At 54.6% G+C, this 17,200-nt stretch carries 15 protein-coding genes and 2 other annotated features; all 15 genes read right to left on the bottom strand.

All coding sequences use genetic code 11. The features are described 5' to 3' along the window. Positions 1 to 15 precede the first annotated feature (15 nt). Positions 16 to 1,266, bottom strand: a complete 1,251-nt coding sequence (locus FD38_RS08665) for a competence/damage-inducible protein A (RefSeq protein WP_057733297.1) — start codon at positions 1,264 to 1,266, stop codon at positions 16 to 18. A 119-nt stretch (positions 1,267 to 1,385) separates the two neighbouring features. Further along, entirely contained in the window at positions 1,386 to 1,973 is a 588-nt protein-coding gene (gene pgsA, locus FD38_RS08660) for a CDP-diacylglycerol--glycerol-3-phosphate 3-phosphatidyltransferase (RefSeq protein ID WP_057733295.1), read from the bottom strand. Between the two features lie 72 nt (positions 1,974 to 2,045). Continuing rightward, positions 2,046 to 2,990: a helix-turn-helix domain-containing protein gene (locus tag FD38_RS08655; RefSeq protein WP_057733293.1), complete on the bottom strand. Its 945-nt coding sequence runs from the start codon at positions 2,988 to 2,990 to the stop codon at positions 2,046 to 2,048. A gap of 92 nt (positions 2,991 to 3,082) precedes the next feature. Next, positions 3,083 to 4,390 carry an EF-P 5-aminopentanol modification-associated protein YfmH gene (gene yfmH, locus FD38_RS08650; RefSeq protein WP_087742222.1) on the bottom strand — a complete coding sequence of 436 codons (1,308 nt, stop codon included), beginning with the start codon at positions 4,388 to 4,390 and terminating at the stop codon, positions 3,083 to 3,085. Next, a complete protein-coding gene (gene yfmF, locus FD38_RS08645) occupies positions 4,390 to 5,661 on the bottom strand; it encodes an EF-P 5-aminopentanol modification-associated protein YfmF (protein ID WP_057733291.1) in 1,272 nt (423 codons plus the stop codon). The genes yfmH and yfmF overlap by 1 nt, the downstream gene beginning before the upstream one ends. A gap of 131 nt (positions 5,662 to 5,792) precedes the next feature. After that, positions 5,793 to 6,638 carry an amino acid ABC transporter substrate-binding protein gene (locus FD38_RS08640; RefSeq protein ID WP_057733415.1) on the bottom strand — a complete coding sequence of 282 codons (846 nt, stop codon included), beginning with the start codon at positions 6,636 to 6,638 and terminating at the stop codon, positions 5,793 to 5,795. Between the two features lie 18 nt (positions 6,639 to 6,656). Continuing rightward, positions 6,657 to 7,295 (bottom strand): amino acid ABC transporter ATP-binding protein, encoded by a 639-nt coding sequence (locus FD38_RS08635; protein WP_057733289.1) that lies wholly within the window; start codon positions 7,293 to 7,295, stop codon positions 6,657 to 6,659. A gap of 18 nt (positions 7,296 to 7,313) precedes the next feature. Next, positions 7,314 to 7,955, bottom strand: coding sequence for an amino acid ABC transporter permease (locus FD38_RS08630; RefSeq protein WP_057733287.1), 642 nt, complete (start codon positions 7,953 to 7,955; stop codon positions 7,314 to 7,316). A 170-nt stretch (positions 7,956 to 8,125) separates the two neighbouring features. Next, positions 8,126 to 8,354 (bottom strand) — a binding site (T-box leader). 139 nt (positions 8,355 to 8,493) lie between these two features. After that, positions 8,494 to 9,300, bottom strand: coding sequence for a septum site-determining protein MinD (gene minD, locus FD38_RS08625; protein ID WP_057733285.1), 807 nt, complete (start codon positions 9,298 to 9,300; stop codon positions 8,494 to 8,496). Between the two features lies 1 nt (position 9,301). After that, a complete protein-coding gene (locus tag FD38_RS08620) occupies positions 9,302 to 9,970 on the bottom strand; it encodes a septum site-determining protein MinC (protein ID WP_057733282.1) in 669 nt (222 codons plus the stop codon). Between the two features lie 19 nt (positions 9,971 to 9,989). Continuing rightward, positions 9,990 to 10,511 carry a rod shape-determining protein MreD gene (gene mreD, locus FD38_RS08615; RefSeq protein WP_057733279.1) on the bottom strand — a complete coding sequence of 174 codons (522 nt, stop codon included), beginning with the start codon at positions 10,509 to 10,511 and terminating at the stop codon, positions 9,990 to 9,992. Positions 10,512 to 10,523: 12 nt separating this feature from the next. Continuing rightward, on the bottom strand, positions 10,524 to 11,375 hold the full coding sequence (gene mreC, locus FD38_RS08610) for a rod shape-determining protein MreC (RefSeq protein WP_057733278.1): 852 nt from the start codon (positions 11,373 to 11,375) through the stop codon (positions 10,524 to 10,526). 91 nt (positions 11,376 to 11,466) lie between these two features. Further along, entirely contained in the window at positions 11,467 to 12,471 is a 1,005-nt protein-coding gene (locus FD38_RS08605) for a rod shape-determining protein (protein WP_057733276.1), read from the bottom strand. 220 nt (positions 12,472 to 12,691) lie between these two features. Then, on the bottom strand, positions 12,692 to 14,017 hold the full coding sequence (locus FD38_RS08600) for a bifunctional folylpolyglutamate synthase/dihydrofolate synthase (RefSeq protein ID WP_057733260.1): 1,326 nt from the start codon (positions 14,015 to 14,017) through the stop codon (positions 12,692 to 12,694). A gap of 221 nt (positions 14,018 to 14,238) precedes the next feature. Further along, entirely contained in the window at positions 14,239 to 16,905 is a 2,667-nt protein-coding gene (locus tag FD38_RS08595; RefSeq protein WP_057733413.1) for a valine--tRNA ligase, read from the bottom strand. A gap of 64 nt (positions 16,906 to 16,969) precedes the next feature. Continuing rightward, positions 16,970 to 17,185: a binding site (T-box leader), on the bottom strand. Between the last annotated feature and the right edge of the window lie 15 nt (positions 17,186 to 17,200).

Raw genomic sequence — 17,200 nt, 5'->3', positions numbered from 1 at the left:
GAACAAAAGTTCCCCTTATTTTTCGGTCGGGAGCGTTCGCCGTAGCCAATCCAAACCACTCAAAACGGACCGCATGCGCACGTCGCTGCGGGTGCCCGCAAAGTGCATCAACTTCGCCTGGGGCGCTTGTCCCCGTTGGGCTAAGCCTAGCCACACGGTCCCGGCGGGGTGGCCTTCCAGGCTATCCGGCCCGGCCGCTCCCGTAAAGCTCAACGCCAAATCGGTATCCAGCAATTGCCGGGCGCGTTCGGCCATTTCCTTGGCCGTGGCCTCACTGACCACGCCCTGGGTATCGATGATGTGTTGCGGAATCCCGAGTAATTGGTGTTTGGCGCGATTGGCGTACGTCACGAATCCCCCCGGAAAGACGGCCGAGACCCCCGGCACGCTCCCAATCGTACTCTGAAACTCACCGGCCGTTAAACTCTCAGCCCCCGTAATCGTCAGGTGCTGCGCAATCAACTGGTGGACCACCACGTTGGCTAGGCTATTATCGTCACCGTACCCGTAGAGGTAGTCGCCGACACGTTCCTGGATGGTGGCCGTCATTTGGTCCAATAACGCTTCCGCCGACGCCGTTTCCGTAGTCTGGGCCGTTAACCGCAGGGTCACCTCATTGCGTTTAGCGTACGGAGCAATCGTCGGGTTGGTCTGCCCATCGATCAGGTCACTCAGCTGGGTCACCAGTTGACTCTCCCCGATGCCAAAGAATCGTAACACGCGTGACGTCAAGTATTCGTGCCGTTCGTAGGCGTGCTTTAGGGCCGGTAACGCTTCGTGAATAAACATTGGTTCTAGTTCACTCGGCGGCCCGGGTAATAACATCATATCCGCGCCGTGGGGGTCTTGATAGAAGGCTCCTACCGCCATCCCCGTCAGGTTCTTTAAGGGTTGGCTCCCGGCCAAATACAACGCCTGGAGCCGGTTATTGGGCGTCAACGGCCGGTCCGTCGTGGCAAAGTGGGCCTGAATCTTGGTCATAGCCGCCGCGTCTTCGACCAGCTTGACGCCTAGGAGTTGGGCGACCGTCTGCTTGGTCAAATCGTCCTTGGTCGGTCCCAGCCCACCGCTGATCACCACCAGATCACTGCGCGACCGTGCCTGTTCCAGCACGGCCGTTAGTCGGTCGGCATTGTCGCCCACTAGCGAATGGTAGTACACCTCAATGCCCGCACTCGCGAGCTCCTGGGCGATAAAGGCCGAATTTGTATCGACGACTTGTCCTAGTAAAATTTCCGTTCCCACTGCAATAATTTCCGCTTGCATGGTCACCCCTCCTCAGCAATCTTAAGTAACTCCGTCAAGCATACCATTATTTTTTCATCGACCGTTAAAAAAGCCTTCCCGTCGATACACAACTGGGAAAGCTTCGTTAAGTGGCACGCTTATTCCGCCGATGATTCGGCAAAGACTTGCCGGTTTTGAACAAAGTAATCGATGCCCGAGTAAATGGTAAAGAACAGGCAGATGTAGAAGAAAATCAACGCCATTGGCACGTTGATGGCCCCGAAGCCAATGTTGTTTAGTAACAACAGAATAATTCCGACCATCTGCGTGGTGGTCTTGATTTTTCCCGGCCAAGCGGCGGCTAAGACCCGACCCCCGGTCTCCACCACGATCAAGCGCAAGCCGGTCACGGCTAATTCCCGGCAAACGATGATGGCGACCCCCCAAGCGGGAACGGCCTTCATGGCGACCAGTAAGATAAAGGCCGTCATCACGATCATCTTGTCGGCCAACGGATCGGCGAACTTACCGAAGTTTGTCACCAGGTGTTGCCGCCGGGCAATCTGCCCATCTAAAAAGTCGGTGATGGAGGCGACCGCAAAGATCAACGCCCCCCAGACGTGAGTCACGGGAATGCTGGTCCCTAACCAGGTGACCGTCCCCCAATTCAGGGGCAACACTAAAATCAACAAAAAGATGGGAATCAAGATGATACGCATGATGGTTAAACGATTAGGTACGTTCACAACCTTTTCCTCCTTCAAATCACTCACAAAAAAAGCGCGCCGATCGTGACGGACCGACCCGCTTTCTGATGGTTACTTAAATTCCAACGTGACCTCTTGGACCTGCGTGGTGTTCGTACTTGAACTACTGCTGGTCGTCGTGGTCCCCGTGGTGGTACTACTGCTACTACTGCTCGTGGCCGAACTCGTCGCCGTCGCCGAACTGAAGTTAAACTTCTTGCCGTTGACGGTCACCGTCGTCACGGGGGCGTTCCCAAACTTAAAGGTCACACTCGTCGCGGAACTTGGAATCGTCAAGGTGTGTGACGTGCTGGCCGACAAGGTGCCTTGCCAGGTCGTTGAGCCACCTACCGTGACGGACATCCAACTGCTCCCGGTAGCGGCCAACTTCACCGTCCGCTTGCTAGGCGCATTTTTCATTTCCCAAGTCGACCCGGACGTGGTGGCACTCAGTTGTTTAAAGGTCGCCGTGGTTTTCTTCTTGGAAGACGATTTCTTCTTCGCCGACGAAGAGCTACTCGACGAACTTGAAGAACTGCTCCCCGACACACTGACCGAGCTACTGTCAACGTTTTGCTTAGCCGTCGAATGGCCACTCTTCGCGGCGGCGACCCAGATGCCGACCAAGACCACCAGGACCACGACCACGATTCCCGTGATGGGGATCAAGCGGCGCAGTTGGAGGGACCGGTCGTCGACCTTTCGCTGTTGCGAGCGGGTCTCCGGATTACTCTCGTTGACCTTATCGACGTATTCCTGTGTCTGCGTACTCGGGAGCGCACTGTCAAATTGCTTTAACAGTTCGGCCCCGTCCAAATCAACCATATCAGCATATTGCTTGATGAACGCCCGGACATAAAAGTCCCCCGGTAATTCATCAAATTGTTGATCTTCAATCGCAATCAGGTAACGCTTTTGAATCTTGGTTGCCTGTTGCAAGTCGTCTAACGTATACCCCTTGGCAATCCGCGCATCCTTTAACGTCTTTCCCAGTGTAATTTTGTTGTTCTCACTCATGTTGTAAACTCTCCATCTAATTTCAGTTTTCTCTATTGCAGTATAGCATAGGCACCGCGTCATTTTCAGCGTCAGCGCCTAGAATTCTGGATTTAACGGTTTCTTAAACCTTCTGGTAAGATGGTCGCCACGGTCTGCCGCCCCTGCGTAAAGAAGGCCTGGGCCAGCGGTAGAAGGTCGGCGAACTGGAGGTCCTCCAGAATAGTTAGTTCATCAAATAATGTCGACCCCGCAAACAACGGTCCCGAATATTGGTTGGCGATGGCTTCCACCGAATTCACGGCACCAATCAGCCGGCCAATGGCTTCGCGTTTGACCAACTCAAACTGGGGTTGGGCCGCTTGCAGCTGGGGCATGACGTCCGCTAAGATGGCCTGCAGCTCGCTCACGAAGAGTTCGGGGTGATCCGTGTCGCCAGCCAACTGACCGAAGTGCGCCCCCCGTTGAACTAAGAAATCGTAGCCGAAACTGTCATCGATCACGTTGGCGTCGTACAGACGCAAGTAATTATCACTGGTATCGTTGAACAACAGATCAAACACCAGCGAAAGCGCCACGTTATACCGCAACCCCGCCCGGCCCGCGGGAACGGCGTCGTAGCCCCGAATTCCCAGGCTGACTTTCGGTCGCGTCACGGCCAAATACCGCGTAGTCTGGGCGACAACTTGGTCTGGGGCCGTGACCGGGCTAGCGATCCGTTGCAGCGGACTAGCCGGGGCAAAGGTCTTCTTGGCCTGGTTGGCGGTGATCCAGTCCAACGTTTCGGCTGGATCGAGTTGACCGACCAACACCAAACTCATGTTGCTGGGGTGATAGAAGGTCCGGTAGGCCGCGTAAAGGTCATCGGCGGTGATTTGGTCAATCGACGCTACCGTCCCGGCAATGTCGATACTCAGGGGTTCCTTGGGGTACAGGTTCCCGATCATCCCAAAGTAGCTCTGCCACCCCGGATCATCGTCGTACATTTGAATTTCCTGACCGATGATGCCCTTTTCCTTGTTGACCGTTTCTGGGGTGAAGTACGGGTCCTGCACGAAGTCTAACAAGATATCGAGGTTGGCGTGTAGTTGACTGGTCGTGGCAAAGAGGTAGCTGGTTTGCGTGAAGCTAGTAAAGGCGTTGGAACTGGCGCCGTACTTGCCGAACAAATCGAAGGCATCGTGGTCCTTTTTTTCGAAGAGCTTATGTTCCAAGAAGTGGGCGATTCCGTCGGGAAACCGCACCGCGGCTTGTTGCCCCCGGGGCACAAAGTGATTGTCGATGGACCCGTAGTCGGTGGTCATAATGGCAAACGTCTTGTGAAACCCGGCCTTTGGCACCAAGACCACCTGCAGCCCGTTGGCCAATGTGGTCCGGTAGACCGTCTCACCTAACCGGTCGTAAGCTTGTTGTGTCAACATTAGTGCTCACCTCCGTGTAAACAATACGTGGCTTGTAACGTGACCTGTCGGGCCACCCGCTGGATGTCGGCCACCGTCACGGCGGCTAACGCGGCTTGCCAATCCGCTAGCGACGTGGTGACGTGGGTCAATTGTGCGTTCAACCGGCCGTCTAACAGGCGTTGCGGACTATCCAACACCGTTAACCGCGCGTTGGCCAGACTGGCCTTGATCTCGGCCAGTAGGTCCGATTGGAGGTCGCCACGTTGCAGGGTCGCGAGCTGTTCGGCAATGATGGCCAGCACCCGTTGTTGATTTTGGGTCTGAATCCCCGTCTGGACACTAATGGTCCCGGTGTACGGGCTATAACTACTGCTGGCATAGTACGCCAGACTGGCCTTTTCCCGTACGTTGGTGAAGAGTAGCGACAACGGCGTGCCGCCGAAGACCGCATTAAAGACCACCGTGGCCATGAAGTCCGCATCGTTGCGGTAGACCGGGATCCGGTAAGCCAGATTCAACTTGGCCTGGGTAACCGGCGCCACGTCATCGCCCACCTGCACGGTCGGCCGGGCTTCCCAGTGGTAATAGGGTAACGTGTCGTGGACCGACCGGGCCGTCAATGGCCAGGTCGCCAGCGCCGTTTGCGCCCGTTGCGCCGTCACGTCCCCAATCACGGCCACGTGTACGGCATCGTGGGCCAGCATCTCGTGGTACGTGGTCAAGATGTCGTCGGCGGTCAGCTCGCCTAACGTGGTGATGTCCCCCAGTGCGCTCATGGCCTGGGTGGGTTGACCGGCAAACAGTAACTCCTGTAGCCGCCGGTTGGCTAAATATTGTTTATCGTCGTCCAAGGATTTAATCGCCGTCAGCAAGTTTTGCCGTTGCTGGGTGAAGGTCGTCGGGTCGAAGTGCCCGTTAGGCAGCAACGGCGCAAACAAGACGGCCTTTAAGAGGGCCATCCCCCGTTCAAATAACGGCTGTTGGTCCGCGTAACTACTCAGATACTGCTCATCCACGACCGAGCAGGTCAAGCGCACGATGTGTTGCGTGCCGGCCTTCAACACGGTAATGCCAAAGTTGGCCCCGTACATGGCGGACAGTTGCCGCGCCAAGGCCGTTTGGGTGGGATACGTGGCGGTACTGGTCTCTAAGACCTGTGCCAGCAAGGCTCGCGCCGTAATCGCCGTTGCGCGTAAGGGCGTCACAAAGTCGACCTTAATGCCAACGGTTTTAAATTGTTTAGTGGGTAACAAGTCTAGGGTTACCCCGTCTTTAATGCGTAAATGCACGCGCAATTGCCTCCTTCGCAAAAAACCTAACGATGTTTAATGATAAGGGAAGCGCCCCGGAAATACAAGCAATCCCCCCACGCAAAAACCGGGGAGACACGCGGTCTCACCCGGTTAAGATTTACTTTTCACTATTTTTTTAATAACGGCGTATCGACGTTGCTGCCGAACCATTTGGCGTTGATTTTTTCGAGGGTCCCGTTGGCGGCTAACCGTTGTAACCCCCGATTGATCTTCCGCCGCATGGTCACGTCACCCTTCCGTAACCCCACCGCGAATTGTTCCTTGGGGAAACTTCCCTGAATGACCCGGTAGTCTTCGGGGTGGGCCTGGTGCTTAACGTAGTAGTTGGCGTAGGTACTGTCGATCAATAACCCCTGAATCCGGCCCGAGTTCAGGTCGATAAAGGCGTTGGTGAAGGAATCGTACTGAATCGCGCTGTGATTCTTGATGCGGTTCTTCAAGACCTTGGGGTAAGTATCGATATCATTATACCCGGACGAGCCACTCTGGGCCCCTAAGACCTTGCCCGTCATCCCAGCAAACGAGGTGATGTGGTCCTTCTTCAAGGTGACTAAGACCTGGTCGTTGTTGAGGTAAACGTCGGAGAACGCCACCTTCTTAGCCCGTTCCGGCGTAATGGAAAAACCGTTCCAAATCAAATCGATCGTGCCGTTGTGCAACTCGGTAGCGTTCATCGACCAATCGATGGACTGAAAGTCGACCTTAATGTGGTAGAGCTTAAACACGGCGCGGGCGAGGTCGATATCGTAACCGACCAACTTCCCACTCTTTTGCCGAAAGCCCATGGGCACGAAGGTGTCGTCGAGACCCACGACCACGTGACCACGCTTTTGCATCTTGGACCAGGTGTCTTGGGTATTGGCCCGCTGCGTGACGTTGCTACACCCCGCGAGGCTGACCCCTAACCCAACCAGGAGGCCGATGCTTAAGACCCAGCGCACTAACCGTTTCATCTTCATATGGCGTCCTCCTTAGTTTTGCTTGGGTTCCACCCGAAGCATCTGGTCGGCGATGTTTTCCGCGAACGGAATATCGTGGGTGACCACGATCTGGGTCATGCCCTCCTGCTTCAAGTTCAAGATGATTTGTTCCACTTCGTGCCGCAGATCCGGATCCAGTGCCGACGTGGGTTCATCGTAACACAGGAGTTTGGGGTGCATGGCCAACGCCCGAACGATGGCCACCCGCTGCTTCTGGCCCCCGGATAATTCGTAGGGGTACAGGTCCGCCTTGCCGTCCAAGTTCAACCGTTTTAACAGGTTACGGGCCTCAGTGGTCACGGCCTGGGCGTCCTTCTTCAGCACCATGGTCGGCGCTAAGGTCACGTTTTGTAAGACCGTCAAATTCGGGAACAACTGAAAGTCTTGGAAGACCACGCCAATCACGGAATCGTTATCCCGGTTGGTCGCGGGGTCAAAGGCCTTACCGTCGAGTAAAAACTGGCCCCCGTCCACCGGCGCTAAACCACTGATACAACGAAGTAACGTGGTTTTCCCGGCCCCGGACGGTCCCACGATGGTCAAGATCTGACCGTCCTTTACGGTCAAGTTCACGTTGTCCAGGATGACCTTGCCATCAAATTTCTTAGAAATATTTTTTAGTTCCAGCATATGCTGACCATCCTTTCTCTAACGCCAATAGCTGTAGTGCTTTTCCAACCGTCGCAGAACCAACGTGCAAACCGCCGTCAGTAGTAAGTAGATGACGGCGACTAGGACCATCGGTAACAGCGTAACGTCGCGCGCCATGGCCACGTTACCGGCCCGCAGCAGATCGCCCAACCCGATCACGTACACCAACGAGGAATCCTTGACCAGGTTGATGACTTCGTTCCCGATTGACGGTAACACGATCTTGACCACTTGGGGAATCACGATCTTGCGTAAGGTCTGCCAGTTGGTCAACCGCAGAACCCGAGCACTTTCGTACTGCCCCACGGGAATGGCCTGGAGTCCACCCCGGAAGATTTCGGCGAAGTAGGCCGTGTAGTTCAAGATAAAGGCGAACAGCGCCGCCTCGTAACGGGGAAAGACCACCCCAATAATCGGTAACCCGTAAAAAACAAAAATTAATTGCAGTAACAATGGGGTTCCCCGCATCAACCACACGTAAATGTTGATCACCCAGGTTAAGGGCTTAAACTTGGTCAACATGCCCAGGCCCACCAGAATCCCTAAGGGAATGGAAATAATAATGGTCCAAAAGAAAATCGATAACGTCATTCCGGTTCCGGAAATCAGTGAGGGTAAAATTTCGCTAACGTAGTGCATACCAATTCCTCCTTCTCAACTAAAAAACGCCCACTTGGAACTTAATCCAAGAGGACGTTTGACCGCGGTGCCACCTCAATTTTCGACGGGCTCACGCCACGCCGACTCAGGGAGTTGCTCGCACCGTTAGAACCCCTGAAATAAAAAACGCCCTCCTAGACCCGTAGGCCTAAGAGGACGATCACATCGTGGTTCCACCCCTGTTCGTTGGTCTATCACTAAACCAACCTCAGTGAGTTGCAAGCAACTCCAGCGATAACGGGCTAACCCGAATCATCCTACTCAATCTTCAGACGACCAACTCACAGATGTGCTTCACGTCACCAGCGACACCCGTTTCCATCATCCGGGCTTTCTGTTGTCTCACTGCTGCGCTACTCTTCTGCTCAACGTTTTGTTTCATTGCCAATATACTACGATTTTTTGCGAACACCGTCAACCCCCATCCCCCAAATTTTGGGATCAATTCGGGTCATTCGCTTACGTTCAGGCAAGCAAAAAGCCGGTCCCCAAACGGTCCCGGCCCTTACATTCTTTTTTAACCCCGATGGAACCAGTTGCTGACGCGGTGCCAGAACCCGGGTTCCTCTTGGTCTTCTAACTTCATCAACGGCACGGTCTCGCCTTCTAGCCGGCGAGCCACGTTCCGGTAACCTTGCGAAGCGGGATTGTCCGTATCCATGACGATGGGTTCCCCCTTGTTCGACGTGGTGATTACCGCGTCGTCGTCAAAGATAATGCCCAGCAGTTCGATGCCCAGGTGATGGGTGATCTCGTCGATATCCATCATGGTCCCGTCCTGCATCATGTTCCGCCGAATCCGGTTGATCAGTAACCGGGGCGCTTCAACCAACGGGTGTTGTTCCAACAGGCCCACGACCCGGTCGGCATCCCGGACCGCCGAGATTTCCGGCGTGGTGACCACGATGGCGGCATCCGCCCCGGCCACGGCGTTCATGAAGCCTTGTTCGATCCCGGCCGGGCAGTCGATCAACACGTAATCGTATTCCGGTTTGAGTTCGTCCACGATGGCCTTGACCTGTTCCGGCTTCAACGCCGTCTTATCGGTATTTTGAGCGGCGGGTAACAAGTAAAGCTTGTCGTCAAAGCGCTTGTCTTTGACCAACGCTTGGGGGAGTTTTGCCCGACCTTCCGCCACATCCACGATATCGTAGATGATCCGGTTGTCTAGCCCCAAGACCACGTCGAGGTTCCGCAACCCGATGTCTAGATCCATCAGGCAGACCCGCTTGCCCATCAAGGCCAAAGCGGTCCCAATGTTCGCACTGGTCGTGGTCTTACCGACGCCCCCCTTACCAGAGGTGATCACAATTGCTTTTCCCATTCTAAATTCCTCCGATCTGGTTATACAACTTGGGGTTAATCTTCTTCAACTGATTGAGATTACCGTACGACAACACGTGTAAGTCGTTGACGTAGGCGATTGTCTGTTGCGAAGCGGCCAGTTCGCCCTGTTCTACAATATCAAACTGTTCGGCGATGCGCACCTGCTGAGCGGTTTGTAAATTTCCCATCACCAGCTTTGACTCGTCATCGGGATACCCAGCCTGTAAGATACCCGTTACGTTGCCCATCGAGAAGATATTCCCCGTGGTGCAGAGTTTACCCCCCTCATGGATGGTGCCCAAAAACAGGACGTCACCTTGCATCTGAACGTCCTGCCCGTTACGAATCACCTTGCTCAATAAATGAACGTTTTCCCGTTCCTTCAGTTGGAGAGCGTCTGCGATCGTCATGACGTTGGCCGTAATTTTGTGAATTTCAAACCGGGGGTATTGGCCCACCAGTTGCTCGATTCGGTGCTTCTCCTCGGGCGTTAAGATGCGGTCTTCCGTCAGCACGTCTAACGAGACCCGCTCCGTTGGCGCCTGAGCATCCGCCTTTAAATTCTCCAACAATGTTTTCAAATCAACCATGACCTGATCCAGACTCGCGGACTGTTTGATCACCAGGTCATAGCCGTCTTGCGTTCCACGTAATACGGCAGCTTGCATAGCGTTCGTTCCCTTCAACCTATTTTAACCAATTGTACACCCAACGAATGGGGAAATATAACACCACAAATAGCGCTAAATTTAAGGCTAACGTTGGCCCGAGGGTCGTCACCAAAAAGGTGCTCCCCGCCATACTGGTCAAATGCACCATACGACTCGCTAAATACCCCAACGCTTCGACCATGGTGATATCGATAAAGTAAATCAGGAGCCCACTCAAAAAGTTCGGACTGATATACGCCACCATCAACCGGGTCAGGTAGACTGCTAACGGAAAAATAAAGACGTACACGCCAAAGATTCCCGTATAGTACAGGTCAAAAATCGCCCCGGCAGCGGCGGCCCACCGCGCAATCGGAATGTCATATTGATCTTCAAATAAAACGGCCGCAATCAACCACAAAACGACCAGGTGACTCACCATGATGGCCGAGGGCCGAAACAGGTGGGTACTAAAAATCTGGCTGATCGATCCGTCCAAAAACAACATGAGTAATAACCCAATGGGGAACCCGAACCGTAATTTAGATAATCGGTACACGCGTCGTCCCTCCTATTGTTTCGTCACGGCAACCGTCACGATGTTCAAATCGCTCAGATCGGTCGCAGGCGTGATGTACAGTTTCGTTGACAACCCGTAGTCGTCACCACTGGCCTTCGCCACTTGACCGACGTATAAGCCCTTCGGCGTCACGCCACCCAAACCGCTGGTGACAACCTTATCACCCTTACTGATCTTCGCCTTGGTCGTGATGTTGTTCATGGTGATCTGACCGGAGTTGGCGTTAAAGCCGCTCAAGACCCCGTTGACCGTCTTGCCGGACTTGGTGGTGATCTGCACGGCAAACCGGTTGGCTGAATCGTTGTTATCCGTAATCAACTCGACCTTCGAATTGGTCTTATTGACTTCGGCGACCCGTCCTACGAGGCCCGAACCAGACATCACCGGCATGTTCTTGACCACGCCAGCCGAAGACCCTTTATTGATCACGACTTGGTTTTGCCAGGACGAGGGCGTCCGGGTAATGACGGCCGCCGAAATCGCCGAATAGTCGGTCAGCGAGTCGTTGAGTTTGATCTGCTGCTTTAACTGCTTATTTTCTTTAGCGAGGGTTTGGTCGCGGACCTTCGTTTGGGCCAGTTCACCCACCTGTTTTTTCAACTGCTGGTTTTCTTGATAGGTGTTGAGGAGTTCCGAAATCGAACTCACGGAGCCACTCAGACCGTTAGCCGGTAAAGCCACGATCCGGTCAGTCAGGCCAACAATGTCGTTGCCGAACTGTTGAATCAGCGGTGGTGTCGAACGCTTATTTCGAACCGCGACGGACACCGTCATCAAAGCAAAGCTAACAATCAAGCAAACAATGATGATCACCAATCGCCGATTGAAAGAAAATTTTTGCATGTTTGACCTCCATCTTGTTTATCCGGTTGCCCAACGGTGACGGACGAACCGGTAACAATAAAGAAGCGGGAAGCTGCCTTCCCGCTAGTCCCTATTTTTTCTTCATGACATCGATACTCTTTAAGGACTCACCGGTACCGGTTGCCACGCAATCCAGCGGATCGTTTGCAATGGAAACGGGAACCTTGGTTGCATCAGCAATCACTTCAGATAAGTTTTTAAGTAGCGCCCCGCCACCCGTCAACACGATCCCGTGATCGATCACGTCGGCGGCAATTTCAGGAGACGTTTCTTCCAACGTTTCCTTGATGGCCGTAATCACGCTTTGAACGGGTTCTTGAATGGCCTTGGCCACGTCGACCGCGGAAACTTCAACGGCCTTCGGTAAGCCGGTGACCAGGTCACGGCCCCGAATGGTCGCACCCTTGATCTTTTCGGCTTCGGCAACGGAAGCCGAGCCAATGTCCATCTTCAGCTTTTCAGCCGTCCGTTCCCCAATCAACAGGTTAAAGTTCGTCCGCACGTAAGTGGCGATGGCGTCGTCTAACTTGTCACCGGCGACCCGAATGGACCGGCTGGACACGATTCCCCCGAGAGAAATCGTTGCCACATCGGTGGTCCCACCACCCATGTCAACGACCATGCTCCCAGTTGGGTCCATGACGGGAAGTCCGGCCCCGATAGCCGCAGCAAATGGTTCTTCAATCACGTAAGCGTCACGTGCACCGGCGACCCGCGTTGCGTCAATCACGGCCCGCTTTTCAACTTCCGTTACACCGCTTGGGACACAAACCATCACGTAAGGCTTGCCACCAGAACGACCAACCGTCTTTTCGATGAAGTACTTCATCATGGCGACCGTGGTATCGTAATCCGCAATGACCCCGTCTTTCATGGGCCGAATAGCGACGATGCTAGCTGGCGTCCGACCAATCATTGCCCGTGCGTCTTCACCAACGGACACAATTTCCCCAGACTTTGTGTTCTTGGCGACAACGGAAGGTTCGCGTAGAACGATTCCCTTACCGTCAACGTAGACAATCGTATTGGCGGTACCCAAATCGATTCCAATATTTTTCGTTCCTAATCCGAACACTGTGTTTCATCCCTTCATTGTCAACAAAATATATTAATGGATTTTTGTCTTATTCATTGATAGACGTATTATAACATACCTATCTACGTGAAAACACGTCGTCAACGATAAGAATACCGAACTTTACAGCAGAAAGAAATAGCAAAAGGTGATTTTAATTAGATTTTAAGACTTCGACTCATTCTCCCGGTAGCTCGCGGTTCACGGCCCTTTGCGGTCGTTAATTTTCCGCGGGAGCGTCCTTAAAGTAATGCCGGACTTCCGAGATAAAGTACAGCGACCCCGTCAGCAGCAACAAGTCCTCGGCTGACATGGTCCCCAGCGCCTGTTTTAACGCCGCCGGCCAGTTAGGCGCCATGGTCATCCGCTCGGACTGGGCCGCCGCGGCCTCCAGCTCGGTGGGCGTCGCCGCGCTACGCTTACCCGGCCCGCTGAACTGCGTCACAATCAGGTGCACGTTGGGCACGGTTAGTAAGGTCTGCACCATTTGGCCGTATTGTTTATCGGCCAGCACGGCTAAGACGATGTAAACGTCGTTGGTCGCAAAGTGTTGCCGGAGTAACTGCGCCAACTCCACCATGGCCGGCTCGTTGTGCGCCCCGTCAATGGCGATCAGCGGTTGGTTATTTAACCGTTCAAACCGCCCCGGCCACGCCGTATGGGCTAAGCCCCGGCGCAACGTGGCCGTGGTCGTGCTGAGTCCCTGCAGCCGCTGATAGGTCACAAACGCACTCAGGGCCGTCGCGGCGTTGTCAATCTGGTAGGCCCCCAACAAGTCAATCTGTAAATGCGTTAATTTCAGCGTCCCGTACTGGTAGGTAAACCGTTCCCCCCACTGGGCCTCGGGCTGGTTGGTCACCTGAAAGTCCCGGGCCAAAGCGACCACCTGGGTGTGTTTTTCCGCCGCGGTCCGGTCCATCACGGCCAAGGCGTCCGGGGACAGGCGGCCACACACGACGGGCACGTTGGGCTTGATGATCCCCGCCTTTTGGGCCGCAATCTTCGGAATCGTGTCGCCCAAGATCTTCATGTGATCCATGCCGATGGTGGTGATTACCGAGACCATTGGCGTGATGATGTTGGTCGAATCGTACAACCCGCCCAACCCGACTTCGACCACCACCACGTCGACCGGGTGGGTGGCGAAGTAGCAAAACATCAGGGCCGTGTCGATTTCAAACTCGGTGGGGCCCTTCTCGGCCAGCTCGGCGTCTAGCTGTTGCACGATGGGTTGGACCCGGTTGACCAGGTCGATCAGCTCCGCATCGCTAATGGGTTGCCCGTCGCAGCTGATCCGTTCGTTGAACCGGGTGATAAACGGTGAGGTGAAGGTCCCCACGGTGTTCCCCGCGGCCATTAAGAGGTCGCGTAAGAAGGCCACGGTGGACCCCTTCCCGTTGGTGCCCGCCACGTGAATCATCTTCAGGTGTTCCTGGGGATTTCCTAACAGTTCCATGAAGTGCCGCATCCGCCGTAACGTCGGGGCCTTTTTAAATTGGTCGCGGCCGTGGATGAAGCGCAATGCTTCGGCATACGTTGTGATCAAAGCTACTTACCTCCCGCTAAATTCTCTGTGTTTCAGTGTAGCAGATTTTAGGCTAAACCGTTAACGCCAAAAAGTCCCCGTCGCTGGTTTGCACCAGAAACGGGGACTTTCTATGGTTAATGAGCTAACTAGGGGCCGCTCCGTGCTTCCGGACTAGAAAACAACGACTGGTTCTGCTAACCAATACTGATGCTTTAAAGCCGCCCCCGTCAACCATTCATTTAAAGTTGCGCTTTGATTTCAGTTAAGCGGTCCTGCGTAGCGGCCAGCTTCTTTTGGTTGTCCGCTTGCTTTTCGCGTTCGGCATTGACCACGTCTTCGGGCGCGTTAGCCACGAACCGCTCGTTGCCGAGTTTCTTCGTGGCCCGTTGGACTTCGGCCGTGTACTTGGCGACTTCCTTGTCCAAGCGTGCCACTTCTTCCTTGAGGTCCACCAGTTCGGCTAACGGCACGGAAATTTCGGCCGACGTGATGACCGCCGTCATGGCCAACTTCGGCGCGACCAGGTCGGCCCCGATTTCTAAGGCCTTCGGGTGGACGAACCGGTCGATGTAGTCGCGGTTGTTGTCGAAGACGGCCTGTAACTTGGCGTCGCTAGTCTTGATCTGCAAGTCGATTGGCGTGGACATCGGGGCGTTAGCTTCCGCCCGAATGTTCCGGACCGCCTTAATCAGGTCGATCAGACTGGTCATATCGCTTTCCGCCGGGGCATCGTCAAAGTCGGGGTGGTCAACCGGGTAAGCGGCCGTGACCAGCGACTTGCCGTCATGCGGCATCGCCTGCCAGATAGCTTCCGTGACGAACGGCATGATTGGTTGTAAGAGCCGCAACGTCTGGTCTAAGACGTAGGCTAGCAGGTCTTGCTTAACGGCCTTCGCCGCTTCGTCATCCCCGGTCAGCACGCTCTTACTCATTTCGATGTACCAGTCACAGAAGTCGTTCCAGATGAAGTTGTATAGGGCCCGGCCCGCTTCACCGAAGTCGAACTTGTCGAACATCTCGGTCACGTGCTTGACCGTGGCGTTCAAGCGACTCAAGATCCACTTGTCGGTCAGGTCCCATTGGTCCTTAGCGGGAACGACCGGTTTCGTGTCCGCTCCCAGGTTCATGATCACGAAACGACTGGCGTTCCAGATCTTGTTAATGAAGTTCCAGGCCGCGTCCATCTTCTTGTAGCTGAAGCGGACGTCTTGACCAGCCGTCGAGCCGGTCGACAGGAACCACCGTAACGCGTCGGCCCCGTACTTTTGGATGACGTCCATGGGATCGATTCCGTTACCCAGGGACTTACTCATCTTGCGACCTTCTTCATCCCGAATCAATCCGTGTAACAGCACGTGTTTGAACGGCCGTTTGCCGGTGAATTCAAGGCTTTGGAAGATCATCCGAGAAACCCAGAAGAAGATGATGTCGTAACCGGTGACCAAGGTATTGGTCGGGAAGTAGCGTTGGTAATCGGCGCTGTTTTCGTCCGGCCAACCCATGGTCCCAAATGGCCACAAGGCACTGGAGAACCAGGTGTCCAAGACGTCTGGGTCGCGGTCCCAGTTTTCGGGATCCTTCGGGGCGGTCTCGCCGACGTAGATCTCGCCGGTCTGCTTGTGGTACCAGGCCGGAATCTGGTGACCCCACCAGAGTTGCCGTGAGATGACCCAGTCGTGGGCGTTATCCATCCATTGCATGAAGGTGTGTTCGAACCGCTTGGGCACGAAGTCCACGGCGTTATCACCCTTTTGGTTCGCCATAGCCTTTTCGGCGAGGGGTTGCATCTTCACGAACCATTGCGTGGACAAGCGCGCTTCGACCTGTACCCCGGTCCGTTCGGAATGCCCAACGGAGTGGACGATCGGGTCGACCTTCAACAGTAAGCCCTGTTCATCGAGGTCGGCGACCATGGCCTTGCGGGCCTCGAACCGGTCCATACCGTTGTACTTGCCGGCCTTTTCGTTCATACTGGCGTCTTCGTTCATGGTGTTGATCCGTTCCAGGTTATGCCGGTTGCCGACTTGGAAGTCGTTCGGGTCGTGGGCGGGTGTGATCTTCACCATCCCGGTCCCAAATTCGGGATCTACGTACTGGTCCGCGATGATTGGGATTTCCCGGTTGGCTAACGGCAAGATGACCTTGGTGCCCACCAGTTCCTTGTACCGGTCGTCACTCGGGTTAACGGCCACGGCCGTGTCCCCCATCATGGTTTCTGGCCGCGTCGTGGCGATTTCGATGTAGTGCTTGCCGTTAAAGGTTTGGTCCTTGTCGGCAAACGGGTACTTGACGTGGTAGAAGGCGCCCTTGTCGTCCTTATGAATGACTTCGATGTCGGATAACGCGGTCCGGGCTTGCGGATCCCAGTTGATAATGTATTCGCCCCGGTAGATCAGGCCTTGCTTGTACAGGGCCACGAAGACCTTCTTGACAGCGTCGGAGAACCCTTCGTCCAGGGTGAACCGTTCGCGTGAGTAGTCTAACGATAAGCCCATCTTGGCCCATTGTTGGTGAATGGTGTCGGCGTATTCGTCCTTCCATTCCCAAACCTTCTTGATGAATTCTTCCCGGCCTAAATCGTAACGCGAAATACCTTGTTCCCGTAACTTGGCTTCCACCTTGGCCTGCGTGGCGATACCGGCGTGGTCCATCCCCGGTAACCACAGGGTGTCGTAGCCCTGCATCCGCTTTTGGCGGATCAACATATCCTGTAACGTGGTGTCCCAGGCGTGCCCCAAGTGGAGTTTCCCGGTCACGTTCGGTGGCGGTAACACGATGGAATACGGTTTAGCCTGCGGGTCGCCGCTGGGTTTAAAAACATCTTGGTCTAACCAAGTCTGATACCGGCCCGCTTCAACGGCGGTCGGGTCATACTTCGTCGGCATTTCTACTGGCTTGTCTGCCATAATGGTCATATCCTTTCTCTTTGCCGGTCACAATGGCACGAAAAAAAGCTTCGTCCTAATCTCACATTAGGACGAAGCTTCCTTCGCGGTACCACCTAAATTGGGCGTTTAAACCCCACTTATCTTCGTTGTTAACGGAGTGTGCTCCGGTACCGACCTACTTATTCGTTCAGTCGATCAGCTCACAAGTTACTTTCCCGGTGACCCCTTCACCACGTTCCAGCACCCGTGATTCTCTGCCTCAAGTGGTCACCGTTACTCTCTTGCTCATCGCTAGTTACTCTGTAGTGTACCC

Source organism: Levilactobacillus zymae DSM 19395 (assembly GCF_001434115.1).
Taxonomy (GTDB): Bacteria; Bacillota; Bacilli; order Lactobacillales; family Lactobacillaceae; genus Levilactobacillus; species Levilactobacillus zymae.
The sequence above is the reverse complement of the archived record's forward strand: the minus strand, read 5'-3'. Positions and strand labels throughout refer to the sequence as shown.

What these genes read in the sequence shown, in the direction of transcription:
- FD38_RS08665 (WP_057733297.1), bottom strand. Translation starts at nt 1,266, where the DNA reads ATGCAAGCGGAAATTATTGCAGTGGGAACGGAAATTTTACTAGGACAA.
- FD38_RS08655 (WP_057733293.1), bottom strand. Translation starts at nt 2,990, where the DNA reads ATGAGTGAGAACAACAAAATTACACTGGGAAAGACGTTAAAGGATGCG.
- yfmH (WP_087742222.1), bottom strand. Translation starts at nt 4,390, where the DNA reads ATGTTGACACAACAAGCTTACGACCGGTTAGGTGAGACGGTCTACCGG.
- FD38_RS08640 (WP_057733415.1), bottom strand. Translation starts at nt 6,638, where the DNA reads ATGAAACGGTTAGTGCGCTGGGTCTTAAGCATCGGCCTCCTGGTTGGG.
- FD38_RS08635 (WP_057733289.1), bottom strand. Translation starts at nt 7,295, where the DNA reads ATGCTGGAACTAAAAAATATTTCTAAGAAATTTGATGGCAAGGTCATC.
- FD38_RS08630 (WP_057733287.1), bottom strand. Translation starts at nt 7,955, where the DNA reads ATGCACTACGTTAGCGAAATTTTACCCTCACTGATTTCCGGAACCGGA.
- minD (WP_057733285.1), bottom strand. Translation starts at nt 9,300, where the DNA reads ATGGGAAAAGCAATTGTGATCACCTCTGGTAAGGGGGGCGTCGGTAAG.
- FD38_RS08620 (WP_057733282.1), bottom strand. Translation starts at nt 9,970, where the DNA reads ATGCAAGCTGCCGTATTACGTGGAACGCAAGACGGCTATGACCTGGTG.
- mreC (WP_057733278.1), bottom strand. Translation starts at nt 11,375, where the DNA reads ATGCAAAAATTTTCTTTCAATCGGCGATTGGTGATCATCATTGTTTGC.
- FD38_RS08595 (WP_057733413.1), bottom strand. Translation starts at nt 16,905, where the DNA reads ATGGCAGACAAGCCAGTAGAAATGCCGACGAAGTATGACCCGACCGCC.